Annotated in this window: 13 protein-coding genes; 10 read left to right on the forward strand and 3 right to left on the reverse strand. The window is 37.7% G+C overall.

The window, feature by feature from the left end; all coding sequences use genetic code 11:
- Positions 1–158: 158 nt before the first annotated feature.
- The 3 genes from B3D94_RS04610 to B3D94_RS04620 all read left to right on the forward strand — a co-directional run bounded on the left by B3D94_RS04610 (position 159) and on the right by B3D94_RS04620 (position 7,555).
- Entirely contained in the window at positions 159–386 is a 228-nt protein-coding gene (locus B3D94_RS04610; RefSeq protein ID WP_008179127.1) for a DUF1450 domain-containing protein, read from the forward strand.
- Between the two features lie 192 nt (positions 387–578).
- Positions 579–1,886, forward strand: a complete 1,308-nt coding sequence (locus tag B3D94_RS04615) for an HD domain-containing protein (RefSeq protein ID WP_069479955.1) — start codon at positions 579–581, stop codon at positions 1,884–1,886.
- Positions 1,887–2,260: 374 nt separating this feature from the next.
- Positions 2,261–7,555, forward strand: coding sequence for a collagen binding domain-containing protein (locus B3D94_RS04620; RefSeq protein WP_291755217.1), 5,295 nt, complete (start codon positions 2,261–2,263; stop codon positions 7,553–7,555).
- A gap of 43 nt (positions 7,556–7,598) precedes the next feature.
- Here B3D94_RS04620 and B3D94_RS04625 read toward each other — a convergent pair whose 3' ends face one another.
- Together B3D94_RS04625 and B3D94_RS04630 are read right to left on the reverse strand one after the other, a co-directional pair.
- A complete protein-coding gene (locus B3D94_RS04625; protein WP_291755218.1) occupies positions 7,599–8,261 on the reverse strand; it encodes a class A sortase in 663 nt (220 codons plus the stop codon).
- Positions 8,262–8,350: 89 nt separating this feature from the next.
- Positions 8,351–8,536 (reverse strand): 2-hydroxymuconate tautomerase, encoded by a 186-nt coding sequence (locus B3D94_RS04630; protein WP_012292709.1) that lies wholly within the window; start codon positions 8,534–8,536, stop codon positions 8,351–8,353.
- A 145-nt stretch (positions 8,537–8,681) separates the two neighbouring features.
- On the opposite strand from B3D94_RS04630, the gene B3D94_RS04635 reads away from it, so the two are divergent.
- The gene (locus tag B3D94_RS04635; RefSeq protein ID WP_258269908.1) at positions 8,682–9,200 is read left to right on the forward strand and encodes a YwhD family protein; all 519 of its coding nucleotides are present in this window, start codon (positions 8,682–8,684) and stop codon (positions 9,198–9,200) included.
- Between the two features lie 358 nt (positions 9,201–9,558).
- On the opposite strand, the gene B3D94_RS04640 is transcribed toward B3D94_RS04635, so the two are convergent.
- Positions 9,559–11,613: a transglycosylase domain-containing protein gene (locus B3D94_RS04640; RefSeq protein WP_291755223.1), complete on the reverse strand. Its 2,055-nt coding sequence runs from the start codon at positions 11,611–11,613 to the stop codon at positions 9,559–9,561.
- A 320-nt stretch (positions 11,614–11,933) separates the two neighbouring features.
- Here B3D94_RS04640 and speB point away from each other — a divergent pair, with 320 nt between their 5' ends.
- The 6 genes from speB (at position 11,934) to B3D94_RS04670 (ending at position 17,535) form a co-directional block, all read left to right on the forward strand.
- Positions 11,934–12,806: an agmatinase gene (gene speB / locus B3D94_RS04645; RefSeq protein ID WP_036122947.1), complete on the forward strand. Its 873-nt coding sequence runs from the start codon at positions 11,934–11,936 to the stop codon at positions 12,804–12,806.
- A 110-nt stretch (positions 12,807–12,916) separates the two neighbouring features.
- Complete coding sequence (locus B3D94_RS04650) at positions 12,917–13,174, forward strand: YidC/Oxa1 family membrane protein insertase (RefSeq protein ID WP_291755228.1); 258 nt, start codon at positions 12,917–12,919, stop codon at positions 13,172–13,174.
- 155 nt (positions 13,175–13,329) lie between these two features.
- Complete coding sequence (locus B3D94_RS04655) at positions 13,330–13,761, forward strand: DUF1934 domain-containing protein (protein WP_069479960.1); 432 nt, start codon at positions 13,330–13,332, stop codon at positions 13,759–13,761.
- The gene (argS, locus tag B3D94_RS04660; protein ID WP_069479961.1) at positions 13,761–15,428 is read left to right on the forward strand and encodes an arginine--tRNA ligase; all 1,668 of its coding nucleotides are present in this window, start codon (positions 13,761–13,763) and stop codon (positions 15,426–15,428) included. Before B3D94_RS04655 ends, argS begins: the two co-directional genes overlap by 1 nt.
- A gap of 222 nt (positions 15,429–15,650) precedes the next feature.
- Positions 15,651–16,040 carry a MerR family transcriptional regulator gene (locus B3D94_RS04665; protein ID WP_069479962.1) on the forward strand — a complete coding sequence of 130 codons (390 nt, stop codon included), beginning with the start codon at positions 15,651–15,653 and terminating at the stop codon, positions 16,038–16,040.
- Entirely contained in the window at positions 16,033–17,535 is a 1,503-nt protein-coding gene (locus B3D94_RS04670; RefSeq protein WP_069479963.1) for a class I adenylate-forming enzyme family protein, read from the forward strand. Before B3D94_RS04665 ends, B3D94_RS04670 begins: the two co-directional genes overlap by 8 nt.

Consider the following 17,535-nt stretch of genomic DNA (forward strand, 5'->3'; position numbering starts at 1 on the left):
TGAAAGGAATTATGCTTGAATAGAAGGGGAAAAGTACGATACAATACCCGTTGTAGGTTTGTACGTATGCTGCATACTTAAATATGTGAAGGTCATACGTTCCATAGAGCGAGCGATTTTTGTTTGAAAAATACTATATAGAAAGGGTTGTTGACAAAATGGCAAACGAATTTAAAGTTTGCGATGAATGTCAGGCCGTTAACTTAAAAACGTTAATTCCAAAATTAAAGGAAATCGATCCTGATGCAACCATCGAAATTGGCTGTCATTCTTATTGTGGTCCAGGACGCAAAAAAACATTTACCTTCGTAAATAGCCGCCCTGTTGCTGCATTAACAGAAGAAGAACTAATGGAAAAGGTTTTAACAAAATTAAAGAATAAGTAAAACAAAAAGCTGTCTCTACTTGTTGGGGAAAGCTTTTTGTTCATTTATTTATATTAGACCAATAGAAATTTAGAATAATTGTGAATATGATTGAAAAAGGTTGTTAGTATCTATAGAAAAAAGTGAATAAGTATGCTAGTCCTAGATTTATCGCATATAATAGAACTATAACAAAATGGGGGTGCTATACAAATGACATATGCAAACGCTAAATTACAAGAAGAAAAGGTATTTAAAGACCCTGTTCACCGTTATGTGCATGTTCGAGACCAAGTGATATGGGATTTAGTAGGTACAAGAGAATTTCAGCGTTTACGTAGAATTCGTCAGCTTGGTACCACATTTTTAGTCTTTCATGGAGCGGAACATAGCCGCTTTAGTCATTCACTTGGTGTATATGAAATTGTACGCCGTATAGTGGATGATATCTTTGTTGGCCGTCCAGATTGGGATGAGGGTGAACGACTATTAGTGCTATGTGCGGCGCTCCTACACGATTTAGGACATGGGCCATTCTCACATGCCTTTGAAAATGTCTTTGAACTGGATCATGAATTCTATACGAGAGAAATTTTATTGGGTGATACGGAAGTGAATGCTGTGTTGAAAAAAGTGGCAGCTGATTTTCCTGAAAAGGTATCTCAAGTAATCGAAAAGACATATCCAAACAAACAAGTCATTAGCTTAATTTCAAGCCAAATTGATGCGGATCGTATGGATTACCTACAACGTGATGCTTATTTTACTGGCGTTAGTTATGGTCACTTTGATATGGAACGGATTTTAAGAGTAATGCGTCCTCGAAAAAACCAAGTGGTCATAAAAGCAACTGGTATGCATGCAGTAGAAGATTATATTATGAGTCGCTATCAAATGTACTTACAAATTTACTTCCATCCTGTGTCACGTAGTGCAGAGGTTATTTTAAATAAAATTTTAAAAAGAGTAAAACAGTTGAGCTTGGAAGGCTATACATTTAAGCATGAACCTACACACTTCCTAGCATTTTTCCGTAACGCAATTACACTCGAGGATTACCTTGCCTTAGATGAGAGTATTCTTTTTACATATTTTCAACTTTGGATGCAAGAGGAAGATACTATTCTAAGTGATTTAAGTCGTCGCTTTGTTAATCGTAAGCTATTCCAATACATTGATTTAGATCCTGGAGTAGAGCTTGATAAATATCAAAAACTACAGGAACTTTTCAAAGAGGCAGACTTGAACCCCGATTACTATCTTGTTCATGATACAACGGCAGATCTGCCCTATGATTTTTACAGACCTGGTGAAGAAGAAGTACGCGTGCCGATTTTCCTAGAAATGAAAAATGGTGAGCTACGCGAGCTTTCGCGTGAATCAATTATTGTTGATTCCATTTCAGGACGGATGAAGCGTGACCATAAAATATATTTCCCTTTAGATTTTTTAGAAGATGATTCTACGCATTCAACCATTAAACAGAGAATATTAACTTTGTTGAGAAGAGACGGAAAATAAAATATGAAATTGAAAGCAGTAAACACGTTCAAAGGAGCGATGTTTACTGCTTTTTTTGTATGTTTAGATAATTGTTTAGAATCTGTTCAGTATATATAGTTATAATGTATCAAAAACACAGAAAGGTGGTGATTTCATTCAATTTAGATATCCTAAAAGTAATGCTTTTAAAATGGAAAAAGGGAAAGGTTATAATTTGTTAATTCCTATGTCCTATGTTAGGATACAATTTGGCTTTTATTCACAAGAATGACAAGTTAATTTTAGGAAAGAGAGAGCACCTATTGTATGTAGCATGCTTTTTCTAAAAATGGAAAGGGCGCTTCATAGCAAACAGAAAAGGTATCTCTCTATACTTAGAAAAGGAGAGAAGTATGAAGAAATTTAACCTAGCGATTATTATATTGCTACTTGTATTTCAAACAGTACTTTCACCAATTTCGGTGTTTGCAACAGAGAGCGAACCAATAGCATCAAGTGAGGGAAATGATGTTGATACAAGTTCTACAGATGAGACGACAGTAACTTCACCAGTTACATTAGAAAATGAGGAGACTGATAACAGTGAGCCACCCCATATACCACCAACTACAACAGAAGAGGAAGCTACTAGAGATAACAGTGGTGAGGAACTTCCAAAAGATGGTGTAGAAGAGGGAGTGGATATTCCAGCTGAGGATGCAACAAATGCAGACGATCAAACTCCTCCGATGGTAAAACCATTAAATGAAACTCCAACGGATTTAACAGAATTAGCAAGATTAGATGTATTTGAATTAAAGATTAATGGTGACGCTGTCGTACCCCCAGAATTTACTACTGAACTAGCACAAAACCAACAGGCTCAAGGGAAATTTATATTTAAAGTTGATTTCCCGGATGATGTAAAGGCCGGCGATTTTTTTACTTATGCATTACCTGCTTCGTTAATTGATTTTAATAGTGCATTCAATGGTGAAAGAGGTGCAACTACCGATTCTCCAGCCTTTGAGTGGAATACCGTAGGGAATTTAGTAACAGTTACAATTACTGAGGATCCATCAGCGGACATTGCTGGCTCTATTGATGTTGGTTTTGAAATGAACTTCACATCAGGCTTTAATCTTGCTGGTAATAATTTAGAGCAGGAGTTAGTCATTCCAACAACAGGTAAGGGAACAGATAGTGTTAAGCTTACATTCCTTCCATCTACAAGTGGTGACAAGATGGTATCGAAACAATCTAAAGGTGTAACAATCAATAGTGGTAAGCGAACGATTGATTGGGAAGTATGGATGAATCGAGCGGGTAAAAATCTAACTAATGCAACAGTACATGATACACCAGGTGCAGGGCATGAAATTGTACCAAATTCAGTTACAGTTGAAACTTACGAGGTCGGGTTACATGGTGTAGCATCGACAGCTACTCAAGCTCCGCAAACGAATATTAATTTTGAGGATATTGCCCTTAATGGGAGATATGCTTATAAAATTACGTATCAAACAGTAGTGAACTTACCAATTAATGAGCAGGAAGGTCAAAAAACTTTTACAAACTCTATTACATTAATTGACCCCAATTTTGGAGATTCGGATAGTAAAACAGCATCTACTACGTACGGAAAGGCGTTAGAAAAAAGTAAGGATAGCTCAAAAAACAGTAATAACTATATATCTTCATGGGAAGTTCGCTATAACTATAATCAAGTAGCTATTGAACAATCTGATGCTTGGATAGAAGATACATTGTCCGATGGTCATATCATTGATCTCGATACTATTAAAGTATATGAAATGACAGTGGATGATACGGGCAATGCAACAGGAGCTGGTACCTTAATCAATGCTACTAACTATACAGTCGATCCTGTAACAAAAGGCTTTAAATTAACATTTAATAATGATATTGCAAATGCATATCGTATCACCTATGATGCAAAGTTGACAGATGATTTTTATAGTGATTCTACTATAACAACGATGACAAACAAAGTTACTAGTGGTACTGTATCGCAAGCAAAAACAGACACACATACTTTAAAAGAGGACATTTTAACAAAGTCACGAACAGTAGATACAGATAAAAAAGAAATTACTTGGACGATTACTATAAAAGCAGATAATAAGTCTAATGATGGAACAGACATACAGGGATTAACAATTTCAGATACATTTACAGAAGGGTCTTATAATGCTCTACATAAATTAGTGGATGCAAATAACGACGGTCAAATAGATGTAGCTGATATTACTGTATCGAATATGGCAGATCAGACAATTGTTTTGGATGACAATGGCTTTACATTAACAGGTGGTACAGTGGCAAAGGGACAAACAGCGGTTATTACCTATAAAACAGCTTACGAAATTTTGCCAGATGGTTCGATCTATGAACAGGGCTATGGGAATACGGCTATAGCAAATTGGACAACTGATAAACTATATTCTATTACAAAGTCGGCTCACTACCGACCGGACAGTAACTCAGTTCATAATGGACGTAAACAAGGTGCATATGATTATATCGAACAAGTTTTCAATTGGGATATTAAGATTAACATTAATAAACAAACTATTAATAATGCTGTATTAGAGGATACAATTGGCGAAGGTCATGAAATCATACCAGGGACATTCTCGATAAAAGAATTTACATTAACAACGCCAAATAATGATGAAATTGGTACTGAAGGCGCCAATTTAGATCCTAGCTTATATACATTGGTTGTAGCTCCAAATAATAAAAGCTTTACAGTTACTTTTGCAAATGATTTGGGAGCAGCGAACAATAAAGTTTATATCATAAAATATCAAACAAAGGACTCTGACAATATCATTGGTATAGAGTCTGATACTAAAGATGATAAAACAAAAGCGTATACCAATACAGCCACCTTTACGACCAATGTAGGTGGAAGTTCTAAAACTTACAATTTACCTGCAACTTCTGTTACACCAGGGTACGTGAACCAGCTTATTACAAAAGGGGCGCCAAGTAGTAATTCATCTACAGAACAGTTAACTTGGACATTGAATATCAATCGTTCACTTTCTTCTTTAGGTGCTACTAAAGTAAGTGATGTACCATCAGAAAATCAACTATTGTTAAAAGATACAATTAAAGTAAAGAAATATAATGTGAGTGCAAGTACAGGAACGTCAGTCCCTAGTGGTATTTGGTTAGATCCAACTGCTTTAGGATTTACTGTAACATTCCCAACAACAGGTGGCTTTGAAATTGACTTTGGCCAATTAAATAAAGAAGGCTATCAAGTTCAATATCGAACGTTAGTGCTTGGACAGGGAGGAGATCCTTATAGTAACAATGCTAAAATTGACTTTAGTTTTGAAACTGCCAACAATCAAGAAAAGGAAGATTCATATAACGGTAAATTCAGCTTCAGTGCATCTGATGCAGATTTCTCGTTAACTAAAGGGAATTTAAAATTTAATAAGGTTGGCTTAAATTCTTTAACAGGGGTTAAACAACCATTATCAGGCGTAGAGTTTGAATTAGTCAAAATGGTCAAAACAACACCTTATATAGTTAAGACAGCAACATCTGATAAAGATGGTAATGTACTATTCGAAAATATTAACTATGCGAACTATATAGTTAAAGAAAAAAACGCACCACAAGGCTATATCCTCATGGATGACTATGCAATTAAATTAGATGCCAAGTCTGATACGAAGATAACTGAAAATGCTACGAAAATTATTGAGCTAGTCAATAACGAGCAGATCGATACAGCAAATGTCTGCCCTGCATTTACATTAACAGTAAAAGATATTGATGGGCATGCATTAGAGAATGAAAGTATTAAATTAGTGAATAGCAATGGTGTAACCATCGATGTAGGAAGTACCGATAACTTAGGGCAAATTACAACGATTAAGCGTCCAGGGGCAAATGGCCCAGGAACTACAGTTCAAGCTGGTACTTACACAGTGAAGGATGCACAGGATAACGAATTAGGTACGGTTATTGTGAAGTATGGTCAAAATGAATGTCATGGTGAAATCCAGCCGATCAATTCATGTCCGTTATTTACAATTACTGTGAAGGATAAAAATAATAATCCACGTCCTCACGTAACTGTTACGCTAAAGGATACAACTAATATTGTTATTACTACAACAACAACTGACAGTAATGGGCAGTTTACGATTGGTAAAACAACACCAGCCGGTAAATATAAATTGTATGAAGGTACACAATATTTAGGTGAGGTTAATGTTACGTATCAAAATGGCAACTGTCAGGATGAAGTCATTCAAGCTCCAAAATGTGAAAAATTTGAGCTAATAATCAAAAATGCAGATGGAGAAGCAGTAGTTGATCATACGGACGTTATTATTAAAGATGTGAATAGTAAAACAATAGCTTCCTTACAAACAAAAGACGGTAAAGTAGAATTAAAAGATTTAGAGCCAGGTGTTTATAGTGTATTTGATAAAGATGGCAATAAAATTGGGGAATTCTCCAGCAATATTAATTGTCAAGCAGAAGTTCAACAAACACCAGCCTGCGAGCGCTTTACAGTAGAGTTAAAGGATGAAAATAATGTCCTAGTTAAGGCGGGGAAAGACGCTGTTATTAAAGATAAACAAGGTAACGTTATTTCAACAGTAATAGAAGCTGATGGAAGTATGACATTTGTTTCTAAAGATGTAGCCGCAGGTAAGTATGATGTTTATGACAATAAAGTTTATTTAGGAGAAATTGTAGTTTCTTATAAACAAATATGTAAAGTAGACTTATCAATTGTCCCTGCGTGTCCAAACTTCACATTAACTATTAACAATATGTATGGTCAGCCTCGTGAAGGTGTCAAAGTAACATTTACAGATGAAGCTGGTGTTGTAATAGAAGAGAATGGTTCAACAGAATTTACAACAAATAATATAGGTCAAATTACTATAAGTAATTCATTAATTAGGCCGGGTAAATATATTGTTAAAGAAAATGGTGCAACACTCCTTGGGACAGTCATGGTAGGTAATACTTGTGAGGCTAAAATTCAACAAACACCACCTGTAACAAATCCTACAACTGATCCGGATAATCCAACATCAGAGCCAGGGCAGCCGGTTGATCCAAACAAACCAAATCCAGATCCCGAGAAGCCGGTTGATCCAAATAAGCCAAATCCAGATCCAGAAAAGCCGGTTGATCCAAATAAGCCAAAGCCAGATCCAGAGAAACCAGTTGATCCAAATAAGCCGAATCCAGATCCCGAGAAGCCGGTTGATCCAAACAAACCAAATACGGATCCGGGGAAACCAGTTGGTACAAATAAAACAAATCCAGATCCAGAGAAACCAGTTGATCCACACAAACCTACAACTCCTGGCAATGGTGGCACATCAGCACAAAATGTTATTGATCAAGGGAAACAATTACCACCGTATAATCCATCCAACGTAACTAAAGATACGTTAGATGCTTATAAAGATTTCCTGAATAAATATAGTAAGCTATCAAAAGATGAGCAGACTGAGGTGGCTCAAGCTATTGATATTAATAAAATCAAGGCGGATGCAGAGCGCTTAGAAGCACAGCTGAGATCACAAGGTAAATTACCACAAACAGATGGAGCCAATCAAACAGCTCTTGTATTTGTTGGCTTACTTCTTGTAGCTGGGTCAATATGGTTCATACGTCGCCGTACAACAGAGATATAATCAAAAAAGCGCCATCTTTTAGTGATGGCGCTTTTTGCGTGATTTAAAAGGTTCCTTTGGCATTTTCTAAAGAATAGCTTTGCACAAAATCTGCTTGTAAGGCCAGTCGTTTGGAGCCCTTTTCTGCGCAAGTAATTAAGGTTAACGTCGTCTGATTCGGGATATCATCCACAATGTAAACATCTGTTGCTGCAATAATTTTTTTAGTTGCTAATTTATACTCGTACACATTACTCATGTCTGTGACATAAATAATATCGCCAATTTGTGCTTGATAGAGGGGACTGAATAAAATATCTTTCTCTTCAAAATAATGACCTGCCAAAGCATAGTTTCCTTGACCGAGCTGCTGATTAGGCTTCATCGTACCCGCTCCAATAGCAAGAACAGCATTGCCTACTCCCTTTAAAATAGGAAGCTGCATATGGACACTAGGCACGGCAATACTGCCGATAACTGGCATTTTGCTAGCCTTTATTTGCGCTTGGAGTACTTCGGCGATGGACAGTGATTGCACAGCTTCGAACTCAAAATCCGCATCTAGTTGGTTGTTCTTTTTTATATCGTCAGTGCTGTACTCTATTGCGCTGAATTGGTCACTCATACGTGCAATCAACGCGTTTTGAATAGGTGTGATAAATATTAGTAATAAGCCGATGATAAGCACACATAGAAGTAAGGCAAGTTTAAGTTTATTCTTTTTCATTAATCTTTAATCACATCCTAGCAATAATAACGAAATACTGAAATGTTTAAAAATGGGTAGAGCGTTAGGCGGCTCTACCCAAGTTCAATTTATTTATCACTTAAACGAACGCCTGCAACGCCGTAATGGTTTTTAGACATTTCTTCAATAAAAACTGTTACATTTTCTGCAGGTGCATTCACAGTGCGAGAAACGGCTTCTGTTACTTCCTTTACAAGTGCACGTTTTTGTTCCTCTGTACGACCTTCAAGCATTTTAACTGTTACGTATGGCATAATATTGCCTCCTTTATAGAATAATGTTGTATAGTTAGTTTATAAGAAAGTAGTATAAACTTCTTACTTGCGTTGAGGCATACGTGCCATGATGATTGTGGCTATATGCTTCCTTTTATAATAGCAGAATGGAGGATATTTAAGTATGACAAATGAAGAAAAACCAAAACAAAAAATGGGCTTTACTATTATAAAAAATGATCCAACTGATGGACATAAGGGGTTTGGGATTGGTTCGCTTTCGTTAGAAAATGTATCGCCAGTCATTATAGATGTGGAAGAGGGAACAGCATCTGTTGAGATTGGTGCTATGCATGCACGTAGCGATGTGGAACGCGGAATTAAATTTACAACGGACCGTGCTGATTCTGAGGGTGGAAAGCCATATTGGCTAGTATGGGTGACAATCGATCATAAAGAAGATGGACCTTACTATGCGGGTATAACAGCTTGTGAAATGATAGTGAACCGTGAAAAACGCCGTGGCTATAAAATTTTGGCTGATCATGTGAATAAAATGGATAAATCCATGAAGCGTCATATTATCGTAGAGCATATGGATACACCGTCTAAAAAAGTGTTAGCTACTTTCCTAGAACAACTTAATCCAGACCTGTGGGAGCGAAGTAGTGAGCAATTGCGTCAAGACTTATTTGTCGAATAGCCCTTTAATGATTGAACAAACTGTGACATTTTGCAATCGTTTTCGATATTAGGTTGAAAGTGGGTTTGAAACAAAGTAAACTTGAGGCAGAGCTTACATTTTAGTAAGCTAGGACACTTGGTTTCGCGAAAGTGATGAGCGCTATGCGGCATTTGAACAACCCAAACCCAAGCCAAATGCCCCATGATGCTCATACTTCGCAAACCATAAAAAGAAAAGCTTTCTGTTCCCACGGACACGTCTCCGGGGAAGAGAAAGCTTTTCTTATTTTTCGTATATTTGTTACTTTGTCGAGAGCCTTCATAACTTAAAACGTATTAGGTTTAAAAAGGTTTCCGGATGATTGTTTGTTTATTTTTTAGTCTTTAAATATGGAGAATGGTAGCATATTCCAAAATTCTCCCCATGTATTACTGTCAAGAATGTCGAAGTTTGTACATTTCTCTGTTGGTACATCCTTAGATTCCATATATACAAGACGTTGTTTTGGGCATGCGTCAGTCGCTAATTTACCTGTTTCGATATCGATAACAACACCTTCAATAGCTTTTGGCTTTTTGAAATCTTCATTTTTTGTCCCTTTATGAACAGTCTCCATAAAGTCTATCCATATTTGCTTTGTCGCGGCAGTATCTTCTTTTGTCGTTAGGTTTTTCCCTTGGTCATAGCCGTTCCAGACACCAGCAGTTAGACTTGGTGTAAAACCGATAAGCCACTGGTCACTATTGGTAGACCCTGATTTTGCTGCATAAGTATGGGTCATGCGTGAGCGAATGCTTATTCCTGTTGCAGGTGAGTAATCGCTGAATACTGGGTCAAAAATACCTGTCATCATTTCTGTTAAGATAAATGCATTCTCTTTGGAAATAGCTGTCTCCGTTTTTTTCGTAACACCTTTGTTTTCATAAATGACGTCTCCATTAGCATTTTTTATGGATACAATTGCGGTAGGAGTCGTTTGCTGCCCTTGTGATGCTAAAACGTTGTAGGCATTTGTCATTTCATATAGCGTAGTTTCAATCGTGCCAAGTGCAATTGATAAATTATCCTTTGCGCCAATGCCCACATTAAAACGGTTTGCCATATCGTGAAATTCCTTGAAGCCAATGTCTTCTAAAGTCTTTACAGCATAAATATTATCTGAGATAGCAATAGCTTGCGCCATAGTCATATCGTGATCAGCAAACTGGCCATTCACATTTTTAGGTGCATACGTTCCTCGTCCATTATCATAGGTAAAAGTTGTTTCACCTACATCTAAAAAAGTAAGTGGAGTGTACCCATTTTCTAAAGCCGCCGCATATAAAATAGGCTTGATGGTAGACCCTGGCTGACGTTTTGCCTGTGTCACACGGTTAAATGAACTTACTGCATAGTCACGACCACCTACTAATGCTGTTACAGCACCTGTTTTAGATTCCATACTAACAAAGGCTGTTTGAAGATCATCAGCAGGCATGTTTTTGGCCACTGCTTCTTCGGCTGCTTTTTGATGTTCAAGATTCAAGGTCGTTTGAATCGTCCAGCCACCCTCACTAATATCCAGATTTTTTGATTTTAAAATTTCACTCGCTTCTTGCCAAGCAACATCTAGGAAATAAGGGGCAACAGATTTGGTTGCTACCCAACTGTCATTTTTCAAAACAAGTTGTTCATTTTCTGCACGTGTTTTTTCTTCTTGTGAAATAGCTCCTTGATCTGCCATAAGCTTTAAAATAACATGTTGGCGATTTGTAGCCTTGTCCAAATTAGCAATTGGCGAATATATACTTGGACCCTTTGGTACACCGGTTAACATGGCTGCCTCTGCGAGCGTTAAATCACGAGCAGACTTGCCAAAGTAAAATCGACTGGCCGCTTCCACCCCGTACATGCCATGACCGTAATAAACCGTATTTAAATAACCTTCTAATATTTCGTCCTTATCATAAAAAACTTCTAATCTATAAGCATACAGAGCTTCATTTAATTTACGTGTCCAAGATTTCTCATGAGAAAGATAAAGGTTACGCGCATACTGCTGGGTAATTGTACTAGCTCCTTGTACCTTTCCTCCGGCTTTAATATCCACTAAAATCGCACCAGCAATACGTGAATAGTCAAAGCCACCGTGTTTATAAAAATCTTTATCTTCAACAGCTACTACTGCTTCTTTTAAAAAAGGTGACATCTCATCGAGACCAACCCAATAACGTCTTTGATTTGTAAAGTGGTCTCCAATTTGGTTCTCATTTTCATCTAAGAAAATAGAGGCTTTCGGTACGGTTAAAGGCGGTGCACCAGCCACTTGAACATAGATGCGTAGTGCTACAAATGCTACGACAATTGCAGTTGCAAAGGCGACAAAATAAGTAAGTGATTTCCGTGTGCGCTTTACACGCTTTTGCTTTCGATGATAGCTTTTTCGTTTCATCCGACTTTCACCTCGTTTTCTCACAACTTCGAACTTAACGTTAGTATGTGTTCGAACATTCATCTTTAATCGAAATTCTACCTAAAAACTATTGCACTTTATTCAAAAACATCTATACTTTTTTTGTACTACTTGAAACGCTGGCATTCGACAAGAAAATCATACTTTGTAGATTTTAATCGAAATTTGCTAGACGTTCCAATAATGTATACGAGGATAAAAGGATACAGGTTTCATTACAATCCTGTAAGCCATAATAGACGGACTTTAAGATAAGTTGTTTTTCAAAATAATATTTTATTTATAACGGAGGTCTAGCAATGAGATTTGATGAGGCGTATTCAGGAAATGTATTTATAAAAAGTCATCCTACATATGAGGATGCTCAGGCAGTTATTTATGGTATGCCGATGGATTGGACAGTTAGTTACCGTCCAGGTTCACGATTCGGCCCACAACGTATCCGTGAGGTATCAATCGGTCTTGAAGAGTACAGCCCATATTTAGATCGTGAGCTTGAGGAAGTAAAGTATTTTGATGCAGGTGATATTCCACTACCATTTGGGAATGCACAACGTTCATTAGATGAAATTGAAAAATTTATTGAAAAATTACTAGCTGATGGCAAAATCCCTGTTGGTATGGGAGGAGAACATTTAGTGTCTTGGCCTGTCATGAAAGCAGTATCTGCTAAATATGATGACCTTGCTATCATTCACTTTGATGCTCACACAGATTTACGAGTAGAATATGAGGGAGAGCCACTTTCACACTCGACACCAATTCGTAAAATTGCCGAACATATCGGACCTAAAAATGTTTATTCATTTGGTATTCGTTCAGGAATGAAAGAGGAATTTGAATGGGCGAAGGAAAACGGTATGCATATTTCTAAATTTGAAGTACTAGAGCCGTTAAAGGAAGTTCTTCCAACGCTGGAGGGGCGTAATGTTTACGTAACGATCGATATCGACGTGTTAGATCCAGCTCATGCACCGGGAACTGGTACAGTTGATTGCGGTGGTATTACTGCGAAAGAATTATTAGCTTCCATTCATGCCATTGCAGCAAGCGGCGTAAATGTTGTAGGCTTTGATCTAGTGGAAGTAGCACCCATTTATGACACATCTGAAATGACAGCTAACACAGCTTCTAAGTTATTGCGTGAAATGATTTTAGGCTGGGTAAAATAATTTAAACATGATTAGATGGGGGTAGCTATAGCTACCCCCATTTTTAATTAGTTGTTTTAAAAAAGTAAAGGTATTATTTGACTCAATATTCACAATACAAATATAATTTTTTGGAAAATTTCCTTTGGATGAATTTGGGCACAGTGGATATCGGGGTTTCAATAATCGCTTGTGTAATCTACTTCATGCAAAGTTGGCTCTCGTTAGATAAAAATCAACCAATAAATATGAAGATTATGATGTTCATTAATCCTATCATGATCCTTATTTTTAGTTTGTTTAATCCAGCGATTATTCCAATATATTGGACCATAAGTGCTTTATTATTAACAGTTCAGCAATTAATAATTAAAAAATGGTATAGATAACTTGCAAAAATCCTCTCTTCATTAGAAGGGAGGATTTTTTATTGCTTTATTATCCGTAGTAGTTGAGGTCTAGTTGACTTCTATCTTGAAAAAACAATGGTATTCATCCTATAATAAAAAGGTTATAGTAAAAGACTAAAAAGGGAGCGTCCGTTATGGCGAACGAAGTAAGATCGCAAGTAAACATAAAGCTCATTTCTACGATTCGCCCAAGTGAGGGTGAATCCGAAAGTTATGAAATGCGGCTCAAAGGGCAGCTACTTGAAAAAGCAGGAAGCTTGTATTTGAAATATGATGAGGTGCAGGAGGATAAAACCATCCGCACGACTATGAAGTTAGGCCATGAGAAGGCGCTTATTATGCGTGCTGGAGCTGTCAGTATGCGGTTACCACTGAACATAATTGAACAGCAAAAAGGGCATTATGAAGGTGAGTTTGGCTCCATGCCACTCGTTATCGACACGAAGAAAATGTCGTTTACGAACAGGGTAGTAAGCGGAGATTTCCATGTACAGTACGATTTACTAATGGGTGGGCAATCTGTTGGCAATTATACATTAGATATTACATTTACGGAGGTACAATGATGAACGCAGTAGAACAAGTACAACAGGCTATAAAAGCAGCGTTGGCTCAAGCCGTGAAAAAAGCAGGCTTAGTGGAAGCTGATACAGAATTAACAATTCACCTGGAAACACCAAAAGATAAAGCAAATGGTGACTATGCAACAAACATTGCTATGCAATTAACAAAGTTAGCGAAGAAGCCACCTCGTGCAATTGCGGAAGCTATTTTAGAAAATCTGGATACTGCTGAAACAGATATTGAAAAAATTGATATTGCAGGTCCTGGTTTCATGAATATCACAGTGCGTAAAGATTTCCTAACAGGGGTAGTTACACAGGTTCTTGAGCAAGGCGCAGACTATGGTCGTTCAAATGCAGGCGCAGGGGAGAAGATTCAAATAGAGTTTGTTTCGGCTAACCCTACAGGAGATCTCCATTTAGGACATGCGCGTGGTGCATCTGTTGGAGATTCATTGTGTAATGTATTAGATATGGCAGGCTACAGTGTCTCTCGTGAGTACTATATTAATGATGCAGGGAACCAAATTAATAACCTTGCTTACTCATTAGAAGCACGTTATAAGCAGGCATTAGGATTGGATGCTGAAATGCCAGAAGATGGCTACCACGGCCCAGATATTATTGAAATTGCTGGCAAGCTAGCAAAAGAGCATGGTGATGCAATCCTAAATAAATCAGATGAAGAACGTTTTGCATTTTTCCGTCAGCATGGTTTAGCGTTAGAATTAGATAAATTAAAAACAGACCTAGCAAACTTCCGTGTAAACTTTGATGTTTGGTATTCTGAAACGTCTCTATATGAAAACGGAAAAATTGAAGTGGCATTAGATAAATTAAAAGCAAATGGTCATGTGTTTGAAGAGGATGGCGCTACTTGGTTCCGCTCAACAACTTTTGGTGATGATAAAGACCGTGTATTAATTAAAAACGATGGTTCGTTCACATATTTAACACCAGATATCGCCTATCATGAGGATAAAATTGTCCGTGGCTTTGATAAATTAATCAATATTTGGGGAGCGGACCATCACGGCTATATTCCACGTATGAAAGCTGCCATTCAAGCATTAGGCTATGATCGTGATACATTAGAAGTAGAAGTAATTCAAATGGTTCAGCTTTATAAAAACGGTGAAAAATTCAAAATGTCTAAACGTACAGGCAATGCAGTAACAATGCGCGAGCTTGTGGAAGAGGTTGGTTTAGATGCAGTTCGCTACTTCTTCGTAAAAACAGCAGGCGACTCTCATATGGACTTTGACCTTGACCTTGCCGTATCGCAATCTAATGAAAACCCAGTGTATTATGCACAATATGCACATGCACGTATTTCATCAATTTTACGTTCTGCCAATGAACAAGGTTTTGCGGCTACAAGTGAAAACCTAAACCTGTTAACAGCTGAAAAAGAAATTGATTTATTGAAAAAAATAGGCGATTTCCCACAAGTGGTAGCTGATGCGGCAAAACATCGTACACCACACCGTATCGCAAATTATATTCAAGAAATAGCGGCTGCTTTCCATAGTTTCTATAATGCAGAAAAAGTATTAGATGCTTCAAACAAAGAGCTAACAGAAGCTCGCTTAGCATTAATTACTGCTGTTCGTACAACAATTGCTAATGCGCTTCGTTTAATCGGCGTGTCAGCACCAGAAAAAATGTAATAGTCCATCTTAGCCCCTAACAGGAAAAGTGTTAGGGGCTTTTTTTATTGATAGAAAGCAGGTTAACACATTAAATAAATGGTAATTAATGATCCGAGAGTAATGGCTAATCATTAAAATTTCTGCTTCGAACTATATTTTTCTGTTTATTTCGAAAATTTTGTTGAAGTTTACGTTAACGTCAATGGTATACTGTTGCCAATCAGGAAGGGGGAGACGATCATGAAGACGATTCAAGAGGTGGCTAAGGAGTTCGATGTGTCCGCACGCACAATTCGCTATTATGAGGAGCTTGGGCTTCTTTGTCCTCAACGTTCATCTACGAATCAACGAACCTTTTCGAAAAAAGAGTTAGCGAAGCTCAAGCTTATTTTCAGAGGAAAGCGTTACGGCTTTTCACTGGAGGAGATCAAGGAAATGGTATTACTTTTCGACTTTGATCGCTCAGGAATTCAGCAATTGGAGCGAACCGTTGAATACGGAGAGCAAAAGATTCAGGAGATTGATAGAAAAATAGCTGAGCTTACGCAAATGAGAAATGAATTACAACAAATGCATGGCATGTTTAATGAGAAATTAACGACTTTAAGGGGAGAGATGCACGATGAATAGTTCCAATTTATTAGCACGTAATGCCCGTAAGTATCCAACAAAGGAAGCCGTAATTTGTCATGGTAGGAGGGTGACCTATCATGATTTAGATGAGCAAGTGACCCGTTTTAGTCATGCCTTATTAGAACAGGGTGTAAGGCAGGGAGATAAAGTTCTGATTTTTATGCCTAACGTTGTAGAGTTTGTCGTGAGCTATTTTGCTATTCAGCGAATGGGTGCTATTGTTGTCCCAGTCAATGCTAAGTTTACATTACAAGAAGTAGAGTATGTGGCACAGCATGCTGAGGCAAAAGCGATTATTGCTCATGAAGCCATTTTTACGGCAGTCCAGCATATTGCCGTAATACCGTTAAAAATTAAAACAGGACAACAAGTAGCAGGCTGGCTTCATTATGAAACATTGATTCAAAGTGCTAGTTTCCAACCGATTGAATGTCAGTTAAACGAGGATGATGCTTCGACTATTCTGTACACATCAGGTACGACTGGGAAACCAAAGGGCGTATTGTTTAGCTATCGTAATATTTTAACAGTTGCGCAAATGATTGCAGTTGAAATGGAGGTCAAGCCTGAAAGCCGTATATTGCTAATGATGCCATTAACTCATTCGGCTCCATTGCATTTATTTTTAATGGCAGGTGTATTTGTAGGCTCTACAAATGTGTTAACGCCAACTTTTACACCAGACTTATTAATTGATTCCGTTGAACAGGAAAAAACGACGCATTTCTTTGGCGCACCTGTTGCTTATTTATTAACAGCTCAGATGCAAAGATTGCAATCTGCTGATTTGTCCTCCATGAAATGGTGGGTATATGGAGGTGCACCTTTATCCGAAAACGAAGTTCGTTTTATTCAAGAGGCATTCCGCACAACTAATTTAACATGTGTATATGGATTAACAGAGGCAGGGCCAAGTGGATCATTGTTATTTGGCAAGGAGCATGAAGGAAAGGCTGGGAGTATTGGTCAGCGTGCACCTTTAGGTACAGAGATACGTATTGTTAACGGCAGTGGCGAAGATGTACCAGCAGGAGAAGTAGGGGAAATCGTTTTATTTGGTGAGGGTAATATGCTTGGCTACTACAGAGATGAAGCGGCAACCAATGCGGCCTTTATAGATGGCTGGTTAAAAACAGGTGATCTAGCTCGTAAAGATGAAGACGGCTTTATTTGGATTGTTGATCGAAAAAAAGATGTGATTATTTCGGGTGGAGTCAATATTTATCCGAAAGAAATAGAAGATTGCCTTTTAAGCTTTGAAGGGATATTTGAAGCGGCAGTGGTTGGTGTTCCACATCCACAATGGGGAGAGACAGTGAAGGCTGTTTATTCCGCTAAACAGGATATTGATAAAGAGGCTCTAAAAGATCATTTAGAGGAGCAGCTTGCTAAGTATAAAATACCGCGTATTTTCGAAAGAGTGGAAGCGCTACCAAGGAATGCTTCGGGCAAAATTTTAAAACAATCTTTGAAAGGACAAGAGGTGAGATAG

The sequence above is a fragment of the Lysinibacillus sp. UBA5990 genome, assembly GCF_002429815.1.
Lineage (GTDB): Bacteria > Bacillota > Bacilli > Bacillales_A > Planococcaceae > Lysinibacillus > Lysinibacillus fusiformis.